Origin of the sequence: Tunturibacter gelidoferens, assembly GCF_040358255.1 — a bacterium.
In the GTDB taxonomy this organism is placed as follows: Bacteria; Acidobacteriota; Terriglobia; order Terriglobales; family Acidobacteriaceae; genus Edaphobacter; species Edaphobacter gelidiferens.
In genome coordinates this window covers 836,050-853,529 of sequence record NZ_CP132938.1, presented here as the reverse complement: position 1 = coordinate 853,529, position 17,480 = coordinate 836,050, and the positions used below count along the sequence as shown (strand labels likewise).

14 protein-coding genes are annotated in these 17,480 nt (G+C 54.9%); 7 read left to right on the top strand and 7 right to left on the bottom strand.

The window, feature by feature from the left end:
• Nucleotides 1-112 precede the first annotated feature (112 nt).
• The gene (locus RBB81_RS03995) at nt 113-445 is read left to right on the top strand and encodes a CsbD family protein (RefSeq protein ID WP_353072793.1); all 333 of its coding nucleotides are present in this window, start codon (nt 113-115) and stop codon (nt 443-445) included.
• 106 nt (nt 446-551) lie between these two features.
• On the opposite strand, the gene RBB81_RS03990 is transcribed toward RBB81_RS03995, so the two are convergent.
• The 3 genes from RBB81_RS03990 to RBB81_RS03980 all read right to left on the bottom strand — a co-directional run bounded on the left by RBB81_RS03990 (nt 552) and on the right by RBB81_RS03980 (nt 2,268).
• Complete coding sequence (locus RBB81_RS03990; protein WP_179580431.1) at nt 552-1,127, bottom strand: hypothetical protein; 576 nt, start codon at nt 1,125-1,127, stop codon at nt 552-554.
• Complete coding sequence (locus RBB81_RS03985) at nt 1,124-1,681, bottom strand: hypothetical protein (protein ID WP_353072792.1); 558 nt, start codon at nt 1,679-1,681, stop codon at nt 1,124-1,126. The genes RBB81_RS03990 and RBB81_RS03985 overlap by 4 nt, the downstream gene beginning before the upstream one ends.
• A gap of 377 nt (nt 1,682-2,058) precedes the next feature.
• Entirely contained in the window at nt 2,059-2,268 is a 210-nt protein-coding gene (locus RBB81_RS03980; RefSeq protein ID WP_183790942.1) for a DUF3606 domain-containing protein, read from the bottom strand.
• A 462-nt stretch (nt 2,269-2,730) separates the two neighbouring features.
• On the opposite strand from RBB81_RS03980, the gene RBB81_RS03975 reads away from it, so the two are divergent.
• Both RBB81_RS03975 and RBB81_RS03970 read left to right on the top strand, forming a co-directional pair.
• Nucleotides 2,731-3,330: a hypothetical protein gene (locus tag RBB81_RS03975; RefSeq protein WP_353072791.1), complete on the top strand. Its 600-nt coding sequence runs from the start codon at nt 2,731-2,733 to the stop codon at nt 3,328-3,330.
• A gap of 145 nt (nt 3,331-3,475) precedes the next feature.
• A complete protein-coding gene (locus RBB81_RS03970; protein WP_179580425.1) occupies nt 3,476-3,658 on the top strand; it encodes a hypothetical protein in 183 nt (60 codons plus the stop codon).
• Here RBB81_RS03970 and RBB81_RS03965 read toward each other — a convergent pair.
• A complete protein-coding gene (locus RBB81_RS03965; protein WP_257025626.1) occupies nt 3,655-3,921 on the bottom strand; it encodes a hypothetical protein in 267 nt (88 codons plus the stop codon). The genes RBB81_RS03970 and RBB81_RS03965 overlap by 4 nt on opposite strands.
• On the opposite strand from RBB81_RS03965, the gene RBB81_RS03960 reads away from it, so the two are divergent.
• Together RBB81_RS03960 and RBB81_RS03955 are read left to right on the top strand one after the other, a co-directional pair.
• Nucleotides 3,856-4,317: a Fic family protein gene (locus RBB81_RS03960; RefSeq protein WP_257025538.1), complete on the top strand. Its 462-nt coding sequence runs from the start codon at nt 3,856-3,858 to the stop codon at nt 4,315-4,317. The genes RBB81_RS03965 and RBB81_RS03960 overlap by 66 nt on opposite strands.
• 365 nt (nt 4,318-4,682) lie before the next feature.
• Complete coding sequence (locus RBB81_RS03955; RefSeq protein ID WP_353072790.1) at nt 4,683-5,558, top strand: hypothetical protein; 876 nt, start codon at nt 4,683-4,685, stop codon at nt 5,556-5,558.
• 175 nt (nt 5,559-5,733) lie between these two features.
• On the opposite strand, the gene RBB81_RS03950 is transcribed toward RBB81_RS03955, so the two are convergent.
• From RBB81_RS03950 to RBB81_RS03940, 3 genes are all read right to left on the bottom strand, one after another.
• Entirely contained in the window at nt 5,734-6,279 is a 546-nt protein-coding gene (locus tag RBB81_RS03950) for a hypothetical protein (protein ID WP_353072789.1), read from the bottom strand.
• A gap of 292 nt (nt 6,280-6,571) precedes the next feature.
• Nucleotides 6,572-9,475: a DNA gyrase subunit A gene (gyrA, locus tag RBB81_RS03945; protein ID WP_353072788.1), complete on the bottom strand. Its 2,904-nt coding sequence runs from the start codon at nt 9,473-9,475 to the stop codon at nt 6,572-6,574.
• A 179-nt stretch (nt 9,476-9,654) separates the two neighbouring features.
• On the bottom strand, nt 9,655-13,068 hold the full coding sequence (locus tag RBB81_RS03940) for a TonB-dependent receptor (RefSeq protein WP_179580413.1): 3,414 nt from the start codon (nt 13,066-13,068) through the stop codon (nt 9,655-9,657).
• Nucleotides 13,069-13,779: 711 nt separating this feature from the next.
• Between RBB81_RS03940 and RBB81_RS03935 the strand changes: the two genes are divergently transcribed.
• Both RBB81_RS03935 and RBB81_RS03930 read left to right on the top strand, forming a co-directional pair.
• Nucleotides 13,780-16,428 (top strand): TonB-dependent siderophore receptor, encoded by a 2,649-nt coding sequence (locus RBB81_RS03935; protein WP_353072787.1) that lies wholly within the window; start codon nt 13,780-13,782, stop codon nt 16,426-16,428.
• Nucleotides 16,429-16,508: 80 nt separating this feature from the next.
• Nucleotides 16,509-17,189 (top strand): Fe2+-dependent dioxygenase, encoded by a 681-nt coding sequence (locus tag RBB81_RS03930; protein WP_353072786.1) that lies wholly within the window; start codon nt 16,509-16,511, stop codon nt 17,187-17,189.
• Nucleotides 17,190-17,480: the final 291 nt, after the last annotated feature.

The following is a 17,480-nucleotide window of genomic DNA, read 5'->3' as shown; positions in this document are numbered from 1 at the left end:
GACCGCCGCAGCGCTTCGGACACTCAACCCGCGACCGAATAAGGTCCACACCAGAGAAATTCAGCTTCCCCGACAGGCGAAAACTGCATCCTACTCATTGGAGGTTTTTGCTATGAGGGGATTCCCCTGGATCCTTGCCGGTATTGGAGTCGGCGTCGCGGTCACGTACCTGCTTTTCGTCAACGAACCAGAGCCGGCCTATGACACCAGTTATGACGGATTCACCGATGCAGCCCGCAAGACCTACGCCTGGGGCACGAAGAAACAGGCCGAGGGCAAGCTGGGTTCGGTCGCCGGCGCCATCAAAGAAGGCGCAGGCAATCTCACCGGCAACCAGAACCTGGCCGATGAGGGCACCGCGGATCGCGTCGTTGGAGATGTGAAGGATGCCGCAGGGCGCGTCGGACAGGCCGTGGGGCAGACCATTCACGATTTGAACAAATAGAAACAAAGCTGCTGTATTAGCTAGGCCCGTTGGTTCTCATGTAACAAAAAAACGCCCATCTTCGCAGACTTCAAGTTGCGAAGATGGGCAGTTTTTTCGTGCGTCGTCAGAATGCCAGCAGGCGATCAAAAAACGAACGATACCGCCGCAGCGCCTGTCGCAGATCCTCGGTCGACACATTGTCTCCGCGATCCCACTGATGCTCCAGCTCCGACCGCTCCGTCGCGAACTGCTCCGAGATCCGCTTCACCACGGTCGCAACCAGCTCATCCGCCTGTTTTACCGCGGTCCTCGGCTCATCGACAAACCCGATCTGAGCCTTGTCCCAGCGCGCGCGAAGATCGTTCAGCTCGTTGCTTGGAAACAGCGGCCCAGGCTGATCGTTCCCAAGCCCCGAATCCATTCTCTGCTCCACGGGTCTCTGATCCGCAGCCGCTCGCTCGTCGCCAACTCTCTGGTCCGCAACTCTCTCATCCACAACCTGCAGCCTCTGCGCTGCAACCTCACGATCGACATCCACATCCCGCACAACTTCGCGCGAGCCGATCCGCGGATCATTCCGCGAATCATCGATCACCTCCGTACTTGTTGGATAATTCGTATGCTCATACCGAGATCCCGGTACTCGATTTGCGATCTCATCTGCAGTCAATCTTGCGTCATCGCGAACTTCGCCTATCATGCTACCTCCTTGTGGGTCGTGGCTGTCACGCCAAGCAATTCGTCGAACAGCGAACGGAAGTGCACCATCGCTCTCCGCAGGTCTTCAGTAGTGGACTGGCCCTTGGCATGGCGCAGAACAATATCGTGCGCCACCCTGTAGTTGCCCACCGTCTCGGGATAATGAACCGAGATGTCATCGGCACGCTGGGCAAACTCACTCATCGGATAGCCACGCGAATTCATCACATCCGTCACCAGCCGATCCGCTTCGTTCACCGCACCACGTGGATCATCCACAAACTGCTTCTGAACAAAGGTCCACTGATGCATATAACGATCACGCTCCGCCTCAGGCAGCGAACGTAGTTTCAGGCTCGACACCCGCCGCTCCCTCTCGGCGAGAACGTTCTCGGCGAGCTTCGGGTCGCCCTGTTGACTCACAACCCGGTCATACTCCGGGCCAAACTTCTGTTTCAGCTGCGCCGATCGGTTGCGTCTGGTATATAAAATCACCCCGACAACTATCAGCACAGCAACAGCAATCAAAATAGCGGTTACGATCTTTGGGTCCATAGCCTACCCCCTTGCATCCCTTGATGCCGCCTGCAACCCGCCGCGTTGTGCAAAAACAAAACGGCAGTAAAAAAGATTTTCCGTCCCGCCAAACCAATCCACACTGCCACGCAAACATCGCTGATAACACACGACCGCCAACACACGACCGGCAACGTAAGACCGGCAACGCAAAACGAGCGACCCACGGCACAGCCGCAAAGTCGCTCGTCTTCCCTGTGCGAACGTCTATCTATGCGAACGTCTTTCTGCACGAACGTCCCTATCCGTGCGAACGTCTATCGGTACGAACGTTTCAATCCGCGCAAACGGCTATCTGTCGAAGCAACGTCCTTTTTGCAAGAATCTCCGCGCACGTCCATGCGAACGCCGCTTGCCTAACCCTTGTGATGATTCAGCGCAGCGCGAACCTTATCCACATGCGTCCCGTGCACCCGGATCGCCTCATGCAGCTGATCGCCGGTCACCCCAAACTCCTTCGCCCAGTAGTGAATATCGGACGACATCTTCGGATTGATCTCTTTGGGGTCATGTGGAGCCTTCGGATGCTCAATCGGCTCTGCGCTAGCAATAATGTTGTCAGCCATAGTTCAATCCTCTTTCCATGTACTCCCCTAGGTGTACTCCACAGGTGGACGAGGTTCCGAAGCCTGGGGATGTACCGCGCCCCCCGTCGCCCCCAAAATCTACCGACCCAACCAAGGAGTTGTCGTTGCTTGCCCTTTTGTTGTCATTCCGCAGCGAAGCGGAGGAATCTGAGGTTGTCGTTGTCGTTGTCGTTGCGGTTGCGGTTGCAGTTGCAGTTGTCGTTGCTGTTGCCGTTGCCGTTGCAGCTGCAGTTGTCGTTGCTTGCCCTCTTGTTGTCATTCCGCAGCGAAGCGGAGGAATCTGCTTTTACCCTCCTCCCGCAGCTTCACACCAACGCAAACAATTCCCTCCAGCTGCGACTTTAGTGGAGTATTGTGATTTTCCCCCTTGTTTTGTCACGCGGATAAAGATAGCTTTCGTCTTGACTTCAAACTTGTTGAGATCAGGTCGTACGAAAAAACATGCGTTACCCCCTTGCTTCACTTTTCTTGGTTCTCTCTGGATTCGGCAATCTCGCCCAAGCGCAACAAGCTGTAACTGGAACATCCGCTCCCGCACCATCCCCACTCGCCGCCGCAGTCACCCCAGCACCTGTAACTCCTCCCAACCCAAATGCTCCGGACGCCTCAGGCAGGTACATGCTGCGTGATGGCACGGACGTGAATCTCCAGTTTGCACAGGACCTCAGCTCAAAGACCGCATCCGAAGGCGATCCGGTGACGCTAACGCTCGTCGATGACCTCAAGGTCGGAGACATCGTAGTCGCAAAAGCCGGAGATAAAGCAATCGGCGAGGTCACCAAAGCCGAGAAGTCAGGAATGATGGGCAAAGCCGGCGATCTGAACATTCGCCTCAACTACCTCAAGGCAGGCGACACCAAGATCAAGCTACGCGGCACAAAAGGCAAAGAAGGCGAAAGCGGAACCACCGGCGCCGTAGTCCTCACAGTGCTCTTCGGACCCATCGGCCTGATCAAACACGGCAAGAACGTCGAAATCAAACAAGGCCAATCGCTGCACGCCTTTGTCGGCGACGACATCGCATTGGTGCCTGCGACCTAGCCACAGTCTTGGGTTCCTCCATGGGAAAGACGGCACTAATCCACCAGAGCGAGATTATCCTGTTTATCCACTGCGTACCCCTCTTTCGCATGCTGGAACGCGAAGCTGCTTAAGTGATAACCTCAAAAAGACAGAGGAAACCGTCATGCCGAAAAATCTTCAAATGCTCATAGATGCAGCTCGTTCGCGCCCTGTCTCACCGGATGAATTGCAGGCTCAACGGCGGAGCTTCGCGTATGGCAATACGAAGATTGAAAACGACCGCGTAACGCGCGAGATGGTTGCCGAGCAAGACGAACTTTTACAGATCGAAGCCAAGGCACTTTAATGGCGGATGAGGTTCGGCACAGTCAGGCTTTCGAAGCTGAGCTGATCACCGATCCCGCGCTTAAAGCGCAGCAAGAGGTCCTCAATGGCCTGAAGCAATTTCAGGTTGTCGTCGAGATGATCCAGAGCTTCCTCGACCCTGAGCGGCCCTTCAAGTTTCGTCCCTCTCATCTTCAGACTCTTCATCGCGTGGCGCTGATGGGTCTCTCGGGGTACGCCGGAAACTGGCGACCCTCTGGAATCGAGATTCAGGGAAGCGGCCATACCCCTCCAGACCCTTTCCGGATTCCGGAAATGATCGAAGAGCTATGCGACTACGTGAACGAAAGGTGGAACGAGAAGAGTCCACTACATCTTGCTTCCTATGTCATGTGGAGGCTGAACTGGATTCATCCCTTCACTGACGGAAACGGAAGGACTTCGCGTGCGGCCTCATATCTGATTCTCTGCGTGAAGCTGGGCTATCTACTACCCGGTAAGCTGACCATTCCCGAACAAATCTCTGCCGACAAGAGGCCATACTATAAGGCGCTTGAGGAAGCTGACATTGCGTGGCGCGAAGGAAAGATTGATTTGACCGCCATGAAGGAACTGCTTGGCTCAATGCTAGCTGCGCAACTAGTGGCGGTTCACGAGGACTCAAAGTTGGGCGGCGAATAAGACTCCTCGCGCGACAACATTCATTTGTGCGCCTGCGAGGCATCTACATTTAGACTTTTAGATGCGGCCTGCGTCACCTAATATGTTCATTAGATGAGTACGCCAATACTGCTCACCGATTTTGACTTATCCCTCGCGAAGGCAGTACGGCCTATACCTATAAAAGGAATGGGAGCTCAGTCTATTCGGCTTCCGTTGAGTTTTCCGGAAGCTTATCTATTTGCGCTACTGAAGAGTCTTTTTGGGAGGCCGCAAGGACTAATGTCCTCGCGCTAGGTGTGCACGGAGATCCTGATGCTCCTTTTAAATATGAATATTTCTTACAACTTCCTGACTCGACCTATCTTTCGATAGTTCGAAGTTGGTTGAATCTAGAGGTCCGCCGCTTCGGTGGAAAGATTACTTCGCAAGAAGTACTCAAAATGTTTACGCACAATTTCGCACTTCACGAGAAAGGACTCAAGGAATCCTTTGAGTCGCTAGAGAAGTATCGACTTGTAATCAATCCTCACTATCGGCACCGCCGTATGATGACCTATTTCGAAGGAGAGTTACGAAAGATAAAGGTAAAAGACATTGATGTACCGCAGAGCATAGTGGTCAAGAAAGGCGACAGCGACAAACATGCGAAAGATATAGACCGATACATGAAACAGATGGAGCATCAGAATTGTATTGCAACAGCGTTGGTGATGGAATGTGCCTATACGGCGGAGTCCTACCTAAATATGCTCATTGCTGTTCTACGCAATAAAACACTTCTTGAAAATAGGGTAATTCTTCAAGAAGCATTAAGAGAAACATGGAAAGACAAGCTCTTGCGTCTCCCGCTCCACTGCCGTGAAATAGCCAAAACTCCTCGCGAGACCGATCAACCAGTTCGAGACATAGAAAGCGTCTTCAGACTTCGAAATAAGATTGCCCATTCGTATCCTGACCCCGAAGATCTATGCTCAGCTGAAATCTGGTTCGACGATAGGATACCGTTATTGCCAAGAACCGAATCCTACATTCCTTACCAATGCGGAGTGGATTCGATTCTGCCTAGGCGGCAAGAAGCTTTGGCGTGCCCGCCGAAGGTGATTGCGTTCATCGTTTATCTTCAGTCTCTCCTTAACGAAAAAGTCCGTGAGGAAATTACGTTTTTTTCGGAGTCAAATCCTGTGGGATTCAGTGACAAAACGGGGAATTTCGGCATACCATTCGGAAAATCCTTAACGATGGCAGTCTTCGGCGGCTAGTTTAAGAATTCACTTCAGACATCACCAAAACACCACCCAGAACGCGAGTTTTGGTAATACTCCGGCATCTACACCACCAAAACACCACGTAGAAAACGCCCGTTTTTGCCAAAAACACCAGCAAAAACGGGCGTCATCTCGTTGATCGCCTACGCAATTCTGCGCTCAGCAACAGCTAGCGTCCGACAGGAGAATCCGGCATGTCGGCGACTCCTCGCCCGCGCAACAGAGCGTAGAGCTTCTCCTCACCAAGCACCCGGCGAATCTCCCTGAACGCAAACAGCGGAACGAACGCGCAGAAGATGACGAGCGCCCGCGAGACCATGTCCTCCCACTGCAGATGGTGCCAGACCGTACCAAACGGCTTCCCCGCAATCACCCGCTTCACCGTCTCCTCGAGGATATGGAACACCAGCACAAGCCCCGCGAAGACAATTGACTTCAACAGGACAGACTGGTACAGCGGCCTCTTCTCGTAGCCCCTGCCCACGCGCATCATCTCCCCCACCAGAATCACCTTGCCGATCACCAGCGCATTCATCACCGCAAAGCCGTAGTTCAGTACATCGTTGCTGACCTCATACTTCTTCAACAGCAGCATCGTGTACGTCACCAGCGCACAGAAGAAGAACATCAGGTACAAGGCGATCATCCAGAACTCAATCAGCTCGTGCTTGACCCTCTGCGTGAAGCTGCCCTTCGTCTTCTCATTGCTGCTCATGGCAAATTCTCCTACGCAGCCCGCCCGCTCATTTCAGGGCGCTGACACGGAAGCCAGAAAAGAATAGCAGCCTCCCACCCACCGCATTCCCAAAACGGGAACCCCAAAAAATAAACCCCGAAGACGTGGCGCATTTTTAGAGCCCAAAAAACACGCTGCTAAAACACCACGTTCACCACGCAATCCACCACGTCCACACCACCAATTCACCACGCGAAAACGCCCGTTTTTGCCAAAAACCTCAGCAAAAACGGGCGTCACCACATCATAAAAAATTACCGCAAACAGAAAACTACTGCAGCAAAGTTCCCTCTTCCGGCTGAGTCTTAGCCTCCTCCGGAGGAATCACCACAGCCGCCGCCACCTTATCCTGATCCTCAAGATCCAGCAGCTTAACCCCCTGCGTACTACGCCCGGCGGCCCTAACACTCTTAGTATCAATGCGAATGATCTTCCCAAACTGGCTGATCACCATCATCTCCGTCGTGTCATCCACCAGCTGAATGCTAGTAACCTTGCCGATCTTAGGAGTCGTCTTCATATTGATAACGCCCTTACCGCCACGCGACTGCAGGCGATATTGATCCACATCAGTTCGCTTGCCAAACCCATTCTCACTCACCGTAAGCACCAGGCAAGGCGTCAAACCCAGCTGTTTATCAAGCTTTTCAAGCTTCGCCGCAACCTCAGCCGAAGCCACCGGAGCAGCCAGCTCACCAGGCTCAGCCAGCTCCAGCGGCTGCCCCTCAGTCGACTCGGTAGCCTCGTCAATCGCCGCTTCCACCTGATCCGTAAGCCCTTTCTGAGCAGCACGTTCCAGCCGTTGCTTGTTGCGCGCCTCGTTCGAAGGCGTAACTGCCGCCCCGATCACATAGTCCCCCTTCTTCAGCGTAATGCCACGGTTACCGGTAGCCGGCCGCCCCATCGGACGTAAGTCCTGCTCGTTGAACCGGATAGCCATGCCATCATGCGTAGCCAGGAAGATCACCTGCTGACCGTCCGTAATTCGCGCAATGATCAGCTCATCATCCTTCTCAATATTGATCGCGATAATTCCACGCGCCATCACATTCGAAAAGTCTTTCAACGCTGTCTTCTTCACCGTGCCATTGCGCGTCGCAAACAGGATGTACTTCGAGTCCTCTTCCAGATCGCGAACCGGCAGAATGGTCACCACCTTCTCCCCAGGCTGCAGCGCGACCAGCGAAGCCATAGCCTTGCCTTTGCCGGCAGCGCCAACATCAGGGACCTCATACACCTTCAGCCAGTAGACGCGGCCCGTATTTGTGAAGCAGAGAAGATAGGCATGCGTGGAGTCGATGATGAGCTGCGCGACAAAGTCCTCTTCGCGAGTCTTCATGCCAAGCCGCCCAGTACCGCCACGACGCTGCTGACGGTAGATCGAGATAGGCGTGCGCTTGAGATAACCAGTGTTGGACACCGTGACTGCCACCTGCTCGTCAGTGATCAGATCTTCGAGCTGCAGCTCGGCGGTCTCATCAATGATGGTCGTGCGGCGAGCATCGCCATACTTGTCGCGAATCTCGGTAAGCTCTTTGACGATGACCTTGCGCAACTTCGCCGGTGAAGCAAGGATCGACTCGAACTCCGTGATGTTGTCGCGCACCTCGGCCAGTTCCTTGAGCAACTCATCAATAGAAAGCTGCGTGAGGCGGTACAGCTGCAGTTCGAGGATCGCGTCGATCTGTTTGTAGGAGAGGATCAACGTGCCGGTCGTGCTAAAGATCATATCGACGCCGTACTTAGCCGGGTCCAACGTGACGCCGCGCAGCTCCGTACCGCGCAGGTTGATGCGCTTGTTCGAGAAGTAGGAGAAGAGGTTTTCGCGAGCATCGGCACGGCTGGACGACTGGCGAATAATCTTGATGACGTTGTCGAGATGATCGAGCGCGATCTGATATCCAAGCAGAATGTGTTCGCGGTCGCGAGCCTTCGCGAGCAGGAAGGCAGTCCGGCGGCGGACTACTTCTGTGCGGTGATCGAGGAACGCCCGGATCGCCTGATCGAGCGGGAGCTCCTTCGGCTGACCGTTATGGACGGCCAAGAAGATCATCGAGAACGACTCCTGCATCTGGGTGTGCTTATGAAGCTGGTTGAGAACGATCTGGTGCTCGGCGCCGCGCTTCAGCCCGATGACGATGCGCATCCCGTCGCGATCGGACTCGTCACGGAACTCGTCGCGTGCGATGTCGGTGATGACGCCTTCATTGACGAGTTCGGCGATACGTTCGATGAGCTTGGACTTGTTGACCTGGTAAGGAATCTCCGTGACGATGATGGCCTGACGCCCGCCGGAGATGTTCTCGATGGACGCTTTGGCGCGCATCATGAAGCGCCCGCGGCCAGTGCGGTAGGCCTGGGGGATATTCGTCTTGCCGAACAGGTAGCCGCCAGTCGGGAAGTCCGGTCCAAGCACGTGCTCCAGGACGAGGTCGAGATCTGGTCGATGATCCTGCGGGGACTTCTGCAGCAGCGAGATACACGCGTTCACAATCTCGGTGAGATTGTGCGGCGGAATGTTCGTCGCCATACCGACGGCAATGCCGGAGCTGCCGTTGACGATAAGGTTCGGAATGCGGGCCGGGAGCACGGTAGGTTCAAGCGACGACTCATCATAGTTCGGAGAGAAGTCGACCGTGTCGTAGTCGATGTCCGCGAGCATCTCACCGGCAAGCCGGGTGAGGCGGGATTCGGTGTACCGCATGGCCGCGGCGGAGTCACCGTCCACGGAGCCAAAGTTTCCCTGACCGTCTACTAATAGATAGCGGAGAGAAAATGGCTGGGCGAGCCGGACCATGGTGTCGTAGATGGCGGAGTCGCCATGGGGATGGTAGTTACCCATCACGTGGCCGACGACCTTGGCGGACTTGGTGTACTTCTTGTTGAACTGGAGACCCATCTCCTGCATGCCGTAGAGGATACGGCGATGAACAGGCTTGAGACCGTCGCGCACATCGGGCAGAGCGCGGCCGATGATGACGGACATGGAGTAGTCGAGATACGACCTCCGCATCTCCTCTTCTATATTGATGGAGAGCATAAACGCAGCACCCCGGCCCTGGACGGTCGAGCCGTCCGGAGGAGATCCTGCGGGGGGAGGGTTGTTGGAGTTCGCGTCCTGCGGGGAGGGTGCGTCAGGGTTCTTCGGGTCTTGCGGAAACAGATCATCAGCCATGGTGTACTTCCATGATAAATGCTTGATTTGGCGGGGTAAAGCGGTCCTCGGCAAACAGATTGTAAGTGGGCAAACACACGCAGAAAATGCAAGACTTACAGACTTTTGCCAGCGCAGCCGTTTTATCGACAAAAAAAGGGACGGGCTTTAGCCCATCCCTTTTTTGTTGCAATCTTCAGTTAGAAGAAGAGTTTCCCGGACAGTTGCATTGTGCGGGCATTGTTGGCGAAGACCTTGCCGGGCTGATTGAAGAACGCGTTATCAACCCTTTGGAAGTTGATATACGTCGTTGTATTGGAGGTCGAGTTGATGTTATTCACCGTGCCGGGAGTGTATTGAGCATGGTTGAGTACGTTATAAGCCTGCGCTCCGAACTCGATTGAGTATCGTTCGCGGAATGTGACGCGCTTCAAAAGTGACATATCGAAGTTATTAATTGGACGAGTAGGCAAAGTATTACGCGCACCGTTCGGGAGCGTTCCCTTTCCACCCTGGATGTAATAAGCGTTTGGGTTGTCGGCTACATAGCCGACGATGTTCGCAGTGCAAGTTGTCGTTTCTGTCCCCGGCGTGCAGAGGCTATCGAGATTGGTAGCATGTTGAGCCGATACCGTACTTGCTGTCCCCTTCACACCGTTCGGGTTGATGATCGAGCGATCGATTGCGGTGCTGTCGCCGTTCAGGTTTGAATTGATGCCGGAGAGCACAGTGGCGTACTCGGGCGATTCGTAGGTGTAGATGGGTGCAATGGTCCAGTTACCAACGACATTCCTTAGAAGAAACGAGTGGGCATGCTTGTAAAGCTGCAGATCGTAGACCGCTTCGAGCGAGATGCGATGCGTACGGTCAAGCGCTGAACGGCTGTAGTCGGCCGCTACGTTCTGCGAATTCTGTGGACGTCGCGGAGTGAGCGTAGTCGCGAAGACTTCCGCCGTTGCGTCATCCATCGTCTTGCTGTAGGTGTAGGAAAGATTGGTCTGCAATCCACCGGTGAACTGGCGAGTCACGTTCGCAACCAGAGCGTTGTAGTTGGAACTGGAATAAGGCTGATAAGAAGTCATCTTGCTCGTAAAGCCAGCGGCGAGGAAATCCGGGCGGATATTTGACAGGCTGTTGATCGCAGCCAACGTGCTGGCACCTGCAGGAGCGATGACCGAAGTACCGCCGTTCAACGAGGTGGGAAGCACATTCGATGCATTGACCCGCGGTTGAATGTTGAGTTGGATCTGCGTCGGTAGATGAATGCCTCGGGTACCGACATATCCAATCTCGGCTGTGTAGTTGGTCGCAAAGGTGCGCTGAATGGTGAGCGTGTAGGTCTCCGAATAGGGGACCGTCTGGTTGGGAATGTATGCAGCAGTGGACGCGCGCTGATCTGCGAGGCCAGCCGGTGTGTTCGGGAAGACCAGGATGCCGCCCTTGCCGGGAGGAAGACCTCCGTTCGCGAGGAAGTTCGGGTCTCCTGGTGCAGGGTTGCCAGGGTTGCCGACATCATTGGTGGCTGAATACTGCGGAGGAAAGGAGAGGGTACCAAGGTTGTCAAACAGCACATCGTAGGACAGCCCGAAACCTGCGCGAATAGACGTCTTGTCATCGGGTGCAAAGTTGACGCCAAAGCGAGGCGCAAAGCTCTTGTAGGCTGGTGACGGCTTCCCGAAGCTGATCAGACCAGGAACGGAGGCAGCAGAATTCAGCGCTTGTGCCCGCTCGCCGACAGGAACGGCGGTGAACTCATACCGAAGGCCACCGTTGAGTGTAACCCTGGGGCTAACCCGCCAGGTATCGTTGACATAGCCATAGAGCGCGGTCTGATCGCCGTAGTAGGTCAGGTTGCCAGTAGAACGCTCTCCGAAGCTCGTAGGTGCGAGATCCTGAAGAAACTCTGAGAGGGCATTCCACTCGTAGTCTCCTCGCGCTCGCTGCGTGAATCCTTGAGGAGAGATGTACTTGCGACCGTCAAATCCGATCTTGAGGGTATGCTTTCCTTTAACATAGCTGACGTTGTCGACGACCTGATACAGATTCTGAATCGTGAACTGCGGTGCATTCGGATCCGGTCCAAGATTGACAAAGCCTTGATCATCAAAGACCAGGTTGGGGAATTGATCGAGCCCGGGATAGCTAAAGTTTCCCGCAGTCACGGTGTTCGAATACCGATTGAAGCCAATGCGGAATTCGTTGGTGAGGTTTGGTGTAAACGTGTGAAATTCGCTAAGTGCAACGAGCTGGAAACGGAACGGCTGTTGCGTGAAGAAAACTGGGAATGGAACCGTATTGGTTGCCGTATCCGTATCAGTGAGCCGGTTGTACAAATAACGTCCGCGGAAGCTGTCTTTGTTAGAGATCGTGTAGTCGACACTTGTTGTCAGGACGTCGAAGTTTGACGGTGTGCTTGCTGTGCTCTGGTAATTACCTAAAGGAATATTGGTTGATGCACCTGAAACCGCTGAGTTGACGGTAAGGAATTGCGGCCCTGTTGCCTCACTTCCGCAGGCGACGTCGGCCGACGCGTCAATTCCTGTCCCGTTTGGCCCCGACGTTGTCGCTGCGGGGGTGTACTTAAGGTACTGAGCCAGGTTGGTTCCATTCAGGCCGTAAGGCGAACCCAGCGACTGAAGAGTTGTGAGTCCTGCGGCGGTTGGCACGCAGGAGAAAATGGCCGGGTTCGACCCAATCGAGTTACGTTCGAAGTTGACAAAAAAGAAGAGCTTATCGCGCAAGATCGGTCCGCCAACCTGTCCGCCGTAGCGGTTATTGTCGTAGCGGGGGTTGATGGCGGGCTTTCCGCCCTGAGTGCCGGATTCGGCGTTCAGATTGCGATTCTGAAAGTACTCATACAGGCGCCCGTGGAACTTGTTCGTTCCGGAGAGGACGTTGGTGTTGAACTGCCCCCCTGAAGAGTGACCGAACTCCGGGGAAAACTGGTTTGTAATCAGAGTAAAGCTCTCAACCGAATCGTTCGGGAGATAGATAAGGGGGCCGGTTACAGCTTTGTTATTGTTGTCAATTCCTTCAATGGTGAAGTTGTTATTGCGTGGGCGCTGACCTCCAATCGAAGGTCCTACGCCGATACCGATACCTCCGCTTGACGCCACCCCGGGACTCAAGAGCGAAGCGTTCAACACGCCGAAGCCGGCCGACCCACCCGATGCCGTCGACGGAAGATCGGTGAGTTCGACATTGCTAAAGGTCTGGGTGAGGTTGGTGCTGGTAGTATCCAGCGCGGCGCCGGCCTCTGCCGCGACTTCCACTGTAGTGCTGGCGCCAATCGAGAGACCAACGTTGGTAGTAGAGGTCTTATTGAGCTCGATGACGATTCCGCGGAGCGTAAACGGCTGAAAACCTGAAGAACTTACGACGAGATCATACTTACCAGGAAGAAGGTTGCCCACACGGAATTCGCCCGCAGTTCCGGCCTTAACACTGGTAGCCACGCCAGTGTCTTCGTTGGTCACGACAACAGCTGCGCTCGCAATGGCAGCACCTGATGGATCTTTTACGGTGCCGACTAAATCTCCGCTAGTGGTTTGACCAAATGCAGCGCCTATAAAGGCCATCGTTATAGCGGGAACAAAAAGGGAAATTCGTCGCATGTCTTCTCTCCAAGGGTTGACCAAAACCGAAACACCGCGGATGGCCATCGAATGGCGTACCGAAGTCATTTTTCGATTAGGTCGCGTGAATATAGAGAGAGCAATTTATCCACCAAACACTCAAGATTCTGCGCGTCGTCGTAAGTGCCTTATTCTTCTCATCACCAACACCTACTTTCAATAAGAATTGCTAAATATCTATGAATTTATATAGGGATTGATGGCGGAATGTACTGGTGGCGGACCCTACGCAAGATGGTCATGTATTGCGACTGAATTTGTCGCCTATTCACTTGATATCGGACCTATATCGTCGTATATTCAACTGATCGCAGCTTCAGGACTGGATGTCAGGAGTTTGATTGGGAGTTGGAGTGTTTGACCAGATCCCCGCGGGATATCTCTTGGCGGAGACCGCGAGGACCTGGAAGCTACAGCCGAGTGACTGCAGATTATCTGCATTATAAGGTTCGATCTGCGGATCGTTCTACTTCGGCTCGAAACTCCATTGCATATCAGTAAGCCCCTCAAAACTTTTCCGGCGATTCAGGTCTCGCCGGGGATTTTGGGGACTAGCGGTCGACGATGAGGTGCGCCCGTTTTTGCCCTCAGCCTTCGATCTGACAGATGGACATGAAGATCGACGCCGTTCTGAAAAAGAAGAGAACGCGATCGGTCTCACGGAGCACGGAACTTTATCGGGAGACAAGCATGAAGCAGGCGACGCGTAAGACGACACCAAGCAAGAGGAAGAGCCGGGCACCGATTGGCGGGAGTCGCGGGTGGATCGCGGCAGGAACGCTGGCCGCTTATGCGGCGATGGGAGGCACGAAGACGGCGATGGCCTCGGTCGAGAAGGCAGATCCGGCGGCGAGTGGAGCGGCCGAAGCAACGATGCCGCTGAAGAAGTTTGATATTCCGGCAGGCCCGTTGGATGCGGCGGTGAAGGCTTTTGAGGAGGCCACCGGTCTGACCGTGAAGATCGTGCTGCCGGCGGGAACAGTGGCAGGGTTCAACTCGCAGGGTGTCGTGGGGCTATATCGAGAGGATGAAGCGCTGCGTCTGCTGCTGGAAGGCACCGGTCTGAACTACCGTGCGGAGGATGCCACGACGATGCTCGTTGGGGTGCAGGCGAAAGACACTGTTTCTGTAACTGATTCGGTTACTAACTCGGTTTCGCTCTCGAAATTCACTGAACCGCTGATCGATACTCCACAGAGCATCAGCGTGGTGCCGCAGTTTGTCATGAAGGATCAGGGCGTTTCAACTCTGCGCGATGCTCTGCGCAATGTGCCGGGCATCAGTTTGGCGGCGGGCGAGGCAGGTGCACAGGGAGACAATCTGACGATTCGTGGCTTTACCGCGCGCAACGATATCTTTCTCGACGGTATCCGCGACTTCGGAAGCTACTATCGTGATTCGTTCAACTACGAGCAGGTCGAGGCACTGGAAGGTCCGGCCGGAGTTCAGTTCGGGCGCGGTTCAACCGGAGGCGTGATCAATCAGGAGAGCAAGGTTCCGGTGGTGCAGCAGTTCGTGAATGTGCAGACGCAGTTCGGAACCGACAAGACGCGCAGGATCACGGCAGACATCAACGAACCGGAGCTCGATGTGCTGGGCGGTACAGCCTATCGTGTCAACCTCATGGGGCAGGAGGGCGGAGTCGCCGGACGGGACTACGCGGAGATACGAAGGTTCGGTATTGCGCCAACAGTTTCAGTCGGATTGAACACGCAAACGCGCGCGACCCTGAGCTATCTGCACATGACCGAGAGCGACACGCCGGACTATGGACTGCCATGGTTCAATAACGCCGTGGCACCCGGGTCGATTCGGCATGACTACTACGGCTTCCCCGATGAGAACTACCTGAACACGAACGACGATATTTTGACCCTTAAGGTCGAACACGAATTTTCGCCCAACCTGAATCTGCACACGATTGCGCGGGCAGCCAATTATCCACGCCAGGCGCAGATCACTGAGCCGCAGATCTGCTCAAACGCGCCGGCGAGCGTGTCGGTTGGCGGGTTCGTGTCGTCGTTGCCCACCTCCGCGGTAAATACAGCATTACCCTGTGCCTATACCGCTGCAAGCGATCCGGGCACGATCATCGTCAACCGGAATCAGATACAGGTAAAGAGCGTCGAAGGCGATCTGTGGGACCAGACCGAGGTCTCGGCGCGCTTCAAAACGTTCGGCATAAAGCACGCCCTGGTGGCTGGAGTTGAAGGCGGCCAGGAGATCTCGAACCCGATCAGGACAAGCTACACCATCAACAAGATCAACACCGTGCCGACGGCTACCCTGATCGAGCCAAATGCACAGCAGCCCTTCGGGGGAACAGGGTACATCACCTCGATTGTGCATACCAAGTCGGAGAGCGTTGGACTCTACTTCGTCGACACGATCAAGCTCGGGCGACTGTTTGAGGCGAGCGGCGGTGTGAGATGGGATAGGTTCGATACCGGTTACAATTTATATCAACCCACTCCTCCCGCAGGTGGAACCGTCACCGCTCCTGTGGCTCCAATCAGTCGCATCGATGAGCAGCCAAGTTACCGCGCAGCATTTGTCTACAAGCCCTCCAGCCGAGGAAGCGTGTACTTCGACTACGGAACCAGCTTCAACCCCGCAGCCGAATCGTTGAGCTTGAGCATTGGCCTGGCGAACAGCTCCGCTGCTCCCGAAGAGAACCAGACCTACGAGGTCGGCGCGAAGTGGAGCTTCCTGAATGAGCGGCTTCTCGCCGAAGCTTCGTGGTTCAGGACCGAGAAGAACAACGCCCGCGAGACCGACCCAACAAACTCAAACAATATCGTTGCAGCCGGAAATCAACTCGTGAAGGGCGTGCAGTTCTCCCTCGTCGGAAGGCTGCCGGAAGGAATGGATATCGTCGCCGGCTACGCGTATCTGGATAGCGAAGTTATCTTCTCGAAGTTCTTTCCAACCTCCGTCGGATACCCCCTGGCAAACGTGCCCAAGCAGACCTTCAATCTCTTTGTGACGCATCGCCTGCCATTGCGGCTCAACGTCGGATTGGGCGGAAACTATGTGGCCAGTCGCACAGCCAGCTCCACGGTCCCCTATGTCCCGACCGCCTACTCGGGTCCGATCAGCTATCTCACTGCAACAGGCGCACCGGCCGTTCACTACCAGGTACTCGCAACCGAGTTGAAGCAGGTCCCCGGCTACTGGATCTTCAACGCAATGGTGCGGCGACCATTGACCGATCGCCTGGAGCTGCAAGCGAACGTTAATAACCTTCTCAATCGCTACTATATTGACCTGCCCCATCCGAGCCACCTGATTCCCGGCGCCGGAGCCAATGCGCAGATCGGAATCAACTTCAAGTTCTAAGTTGAGCGAAGCATCAGAGTCGGTCTAAAGACTGGCCCCCACTTTTCTCTCCTGGAGGCCGTAGGCGAAGGAGCAAGACAATGTTAATTACGATTCCGGATATATTGACTGCCAGTGAGCTGAAGCAGGCAAGGGCAGCGCTCGATGCAGCGGACTGGGTGGACGGAAGGGTCACAGCCGGGTACCAGGCCCAGAGCGTAAAGGAGAACCTTCAGCTGCCGGAGGGTCATCCCGTAGCGGTCAAGCTAGGCGAGATGATTCTGGCAGCACTGGCACGATCGCCGCTCTTTATGTCGGCAGCGCTGCCCCTGCGGGTATTTCCGCCGATGTTCAACCGCTACACCGGCGGCGGCCACTTCGGCACCCACGTCGACACCGCGATTCGCGCCAACGCCTCCACCGGCCAGCGCATCCGAACCGATGTTTCGGCGACACTCTTTCTCTCAAAACCGGAAGAGTATGACGGCGGCGAACTGGCCGTCGAGGACACCTACGGCGTTCACTCCGTCAAACTTCCCGCCGGCCACATGGTGCTCTATCCGGCGACCAGCCTCCATCGCGTCACTTCGGTAACACGAGGCGCGCGCGTGGCATCCTTCTTCTGGGTGCAGAGCATGATCCGGAACGATGGCGACAGAACGCTGCTCTACGACCTCGACACCGCAATTCAGCGGTTGGCGGTCGAAAGTCCCAAAAACGCTGCGGGTGTGCAACTGACAGGGGTCTATCACAATCTGTTGCGCCGCTGGGCGGAGATCTAGCTTCTTCCGGGAGTCCTATCTTCCGAATGGCAATAACCTATATTGACCTCCTCGATTGTCTCTTTCGGCGCACCTTCCATTTAGCCTGGCAAATCTAGGAAAATAGTCAGCAACTTATTTATTCAATACGTGTCTACAATCGTCCCGACATATCTCAAGAGCTTGGATTCTTTGATGATCCATTTTTTTGGATAAGAAAATCTCTTATTCCATAAAGAGGATCGCGGAGAGAGTCGGGTCTGGATCCGAGGTTCGGGAAAAGCCTTTGTTATTGCGAAGATTTCGGTCAGA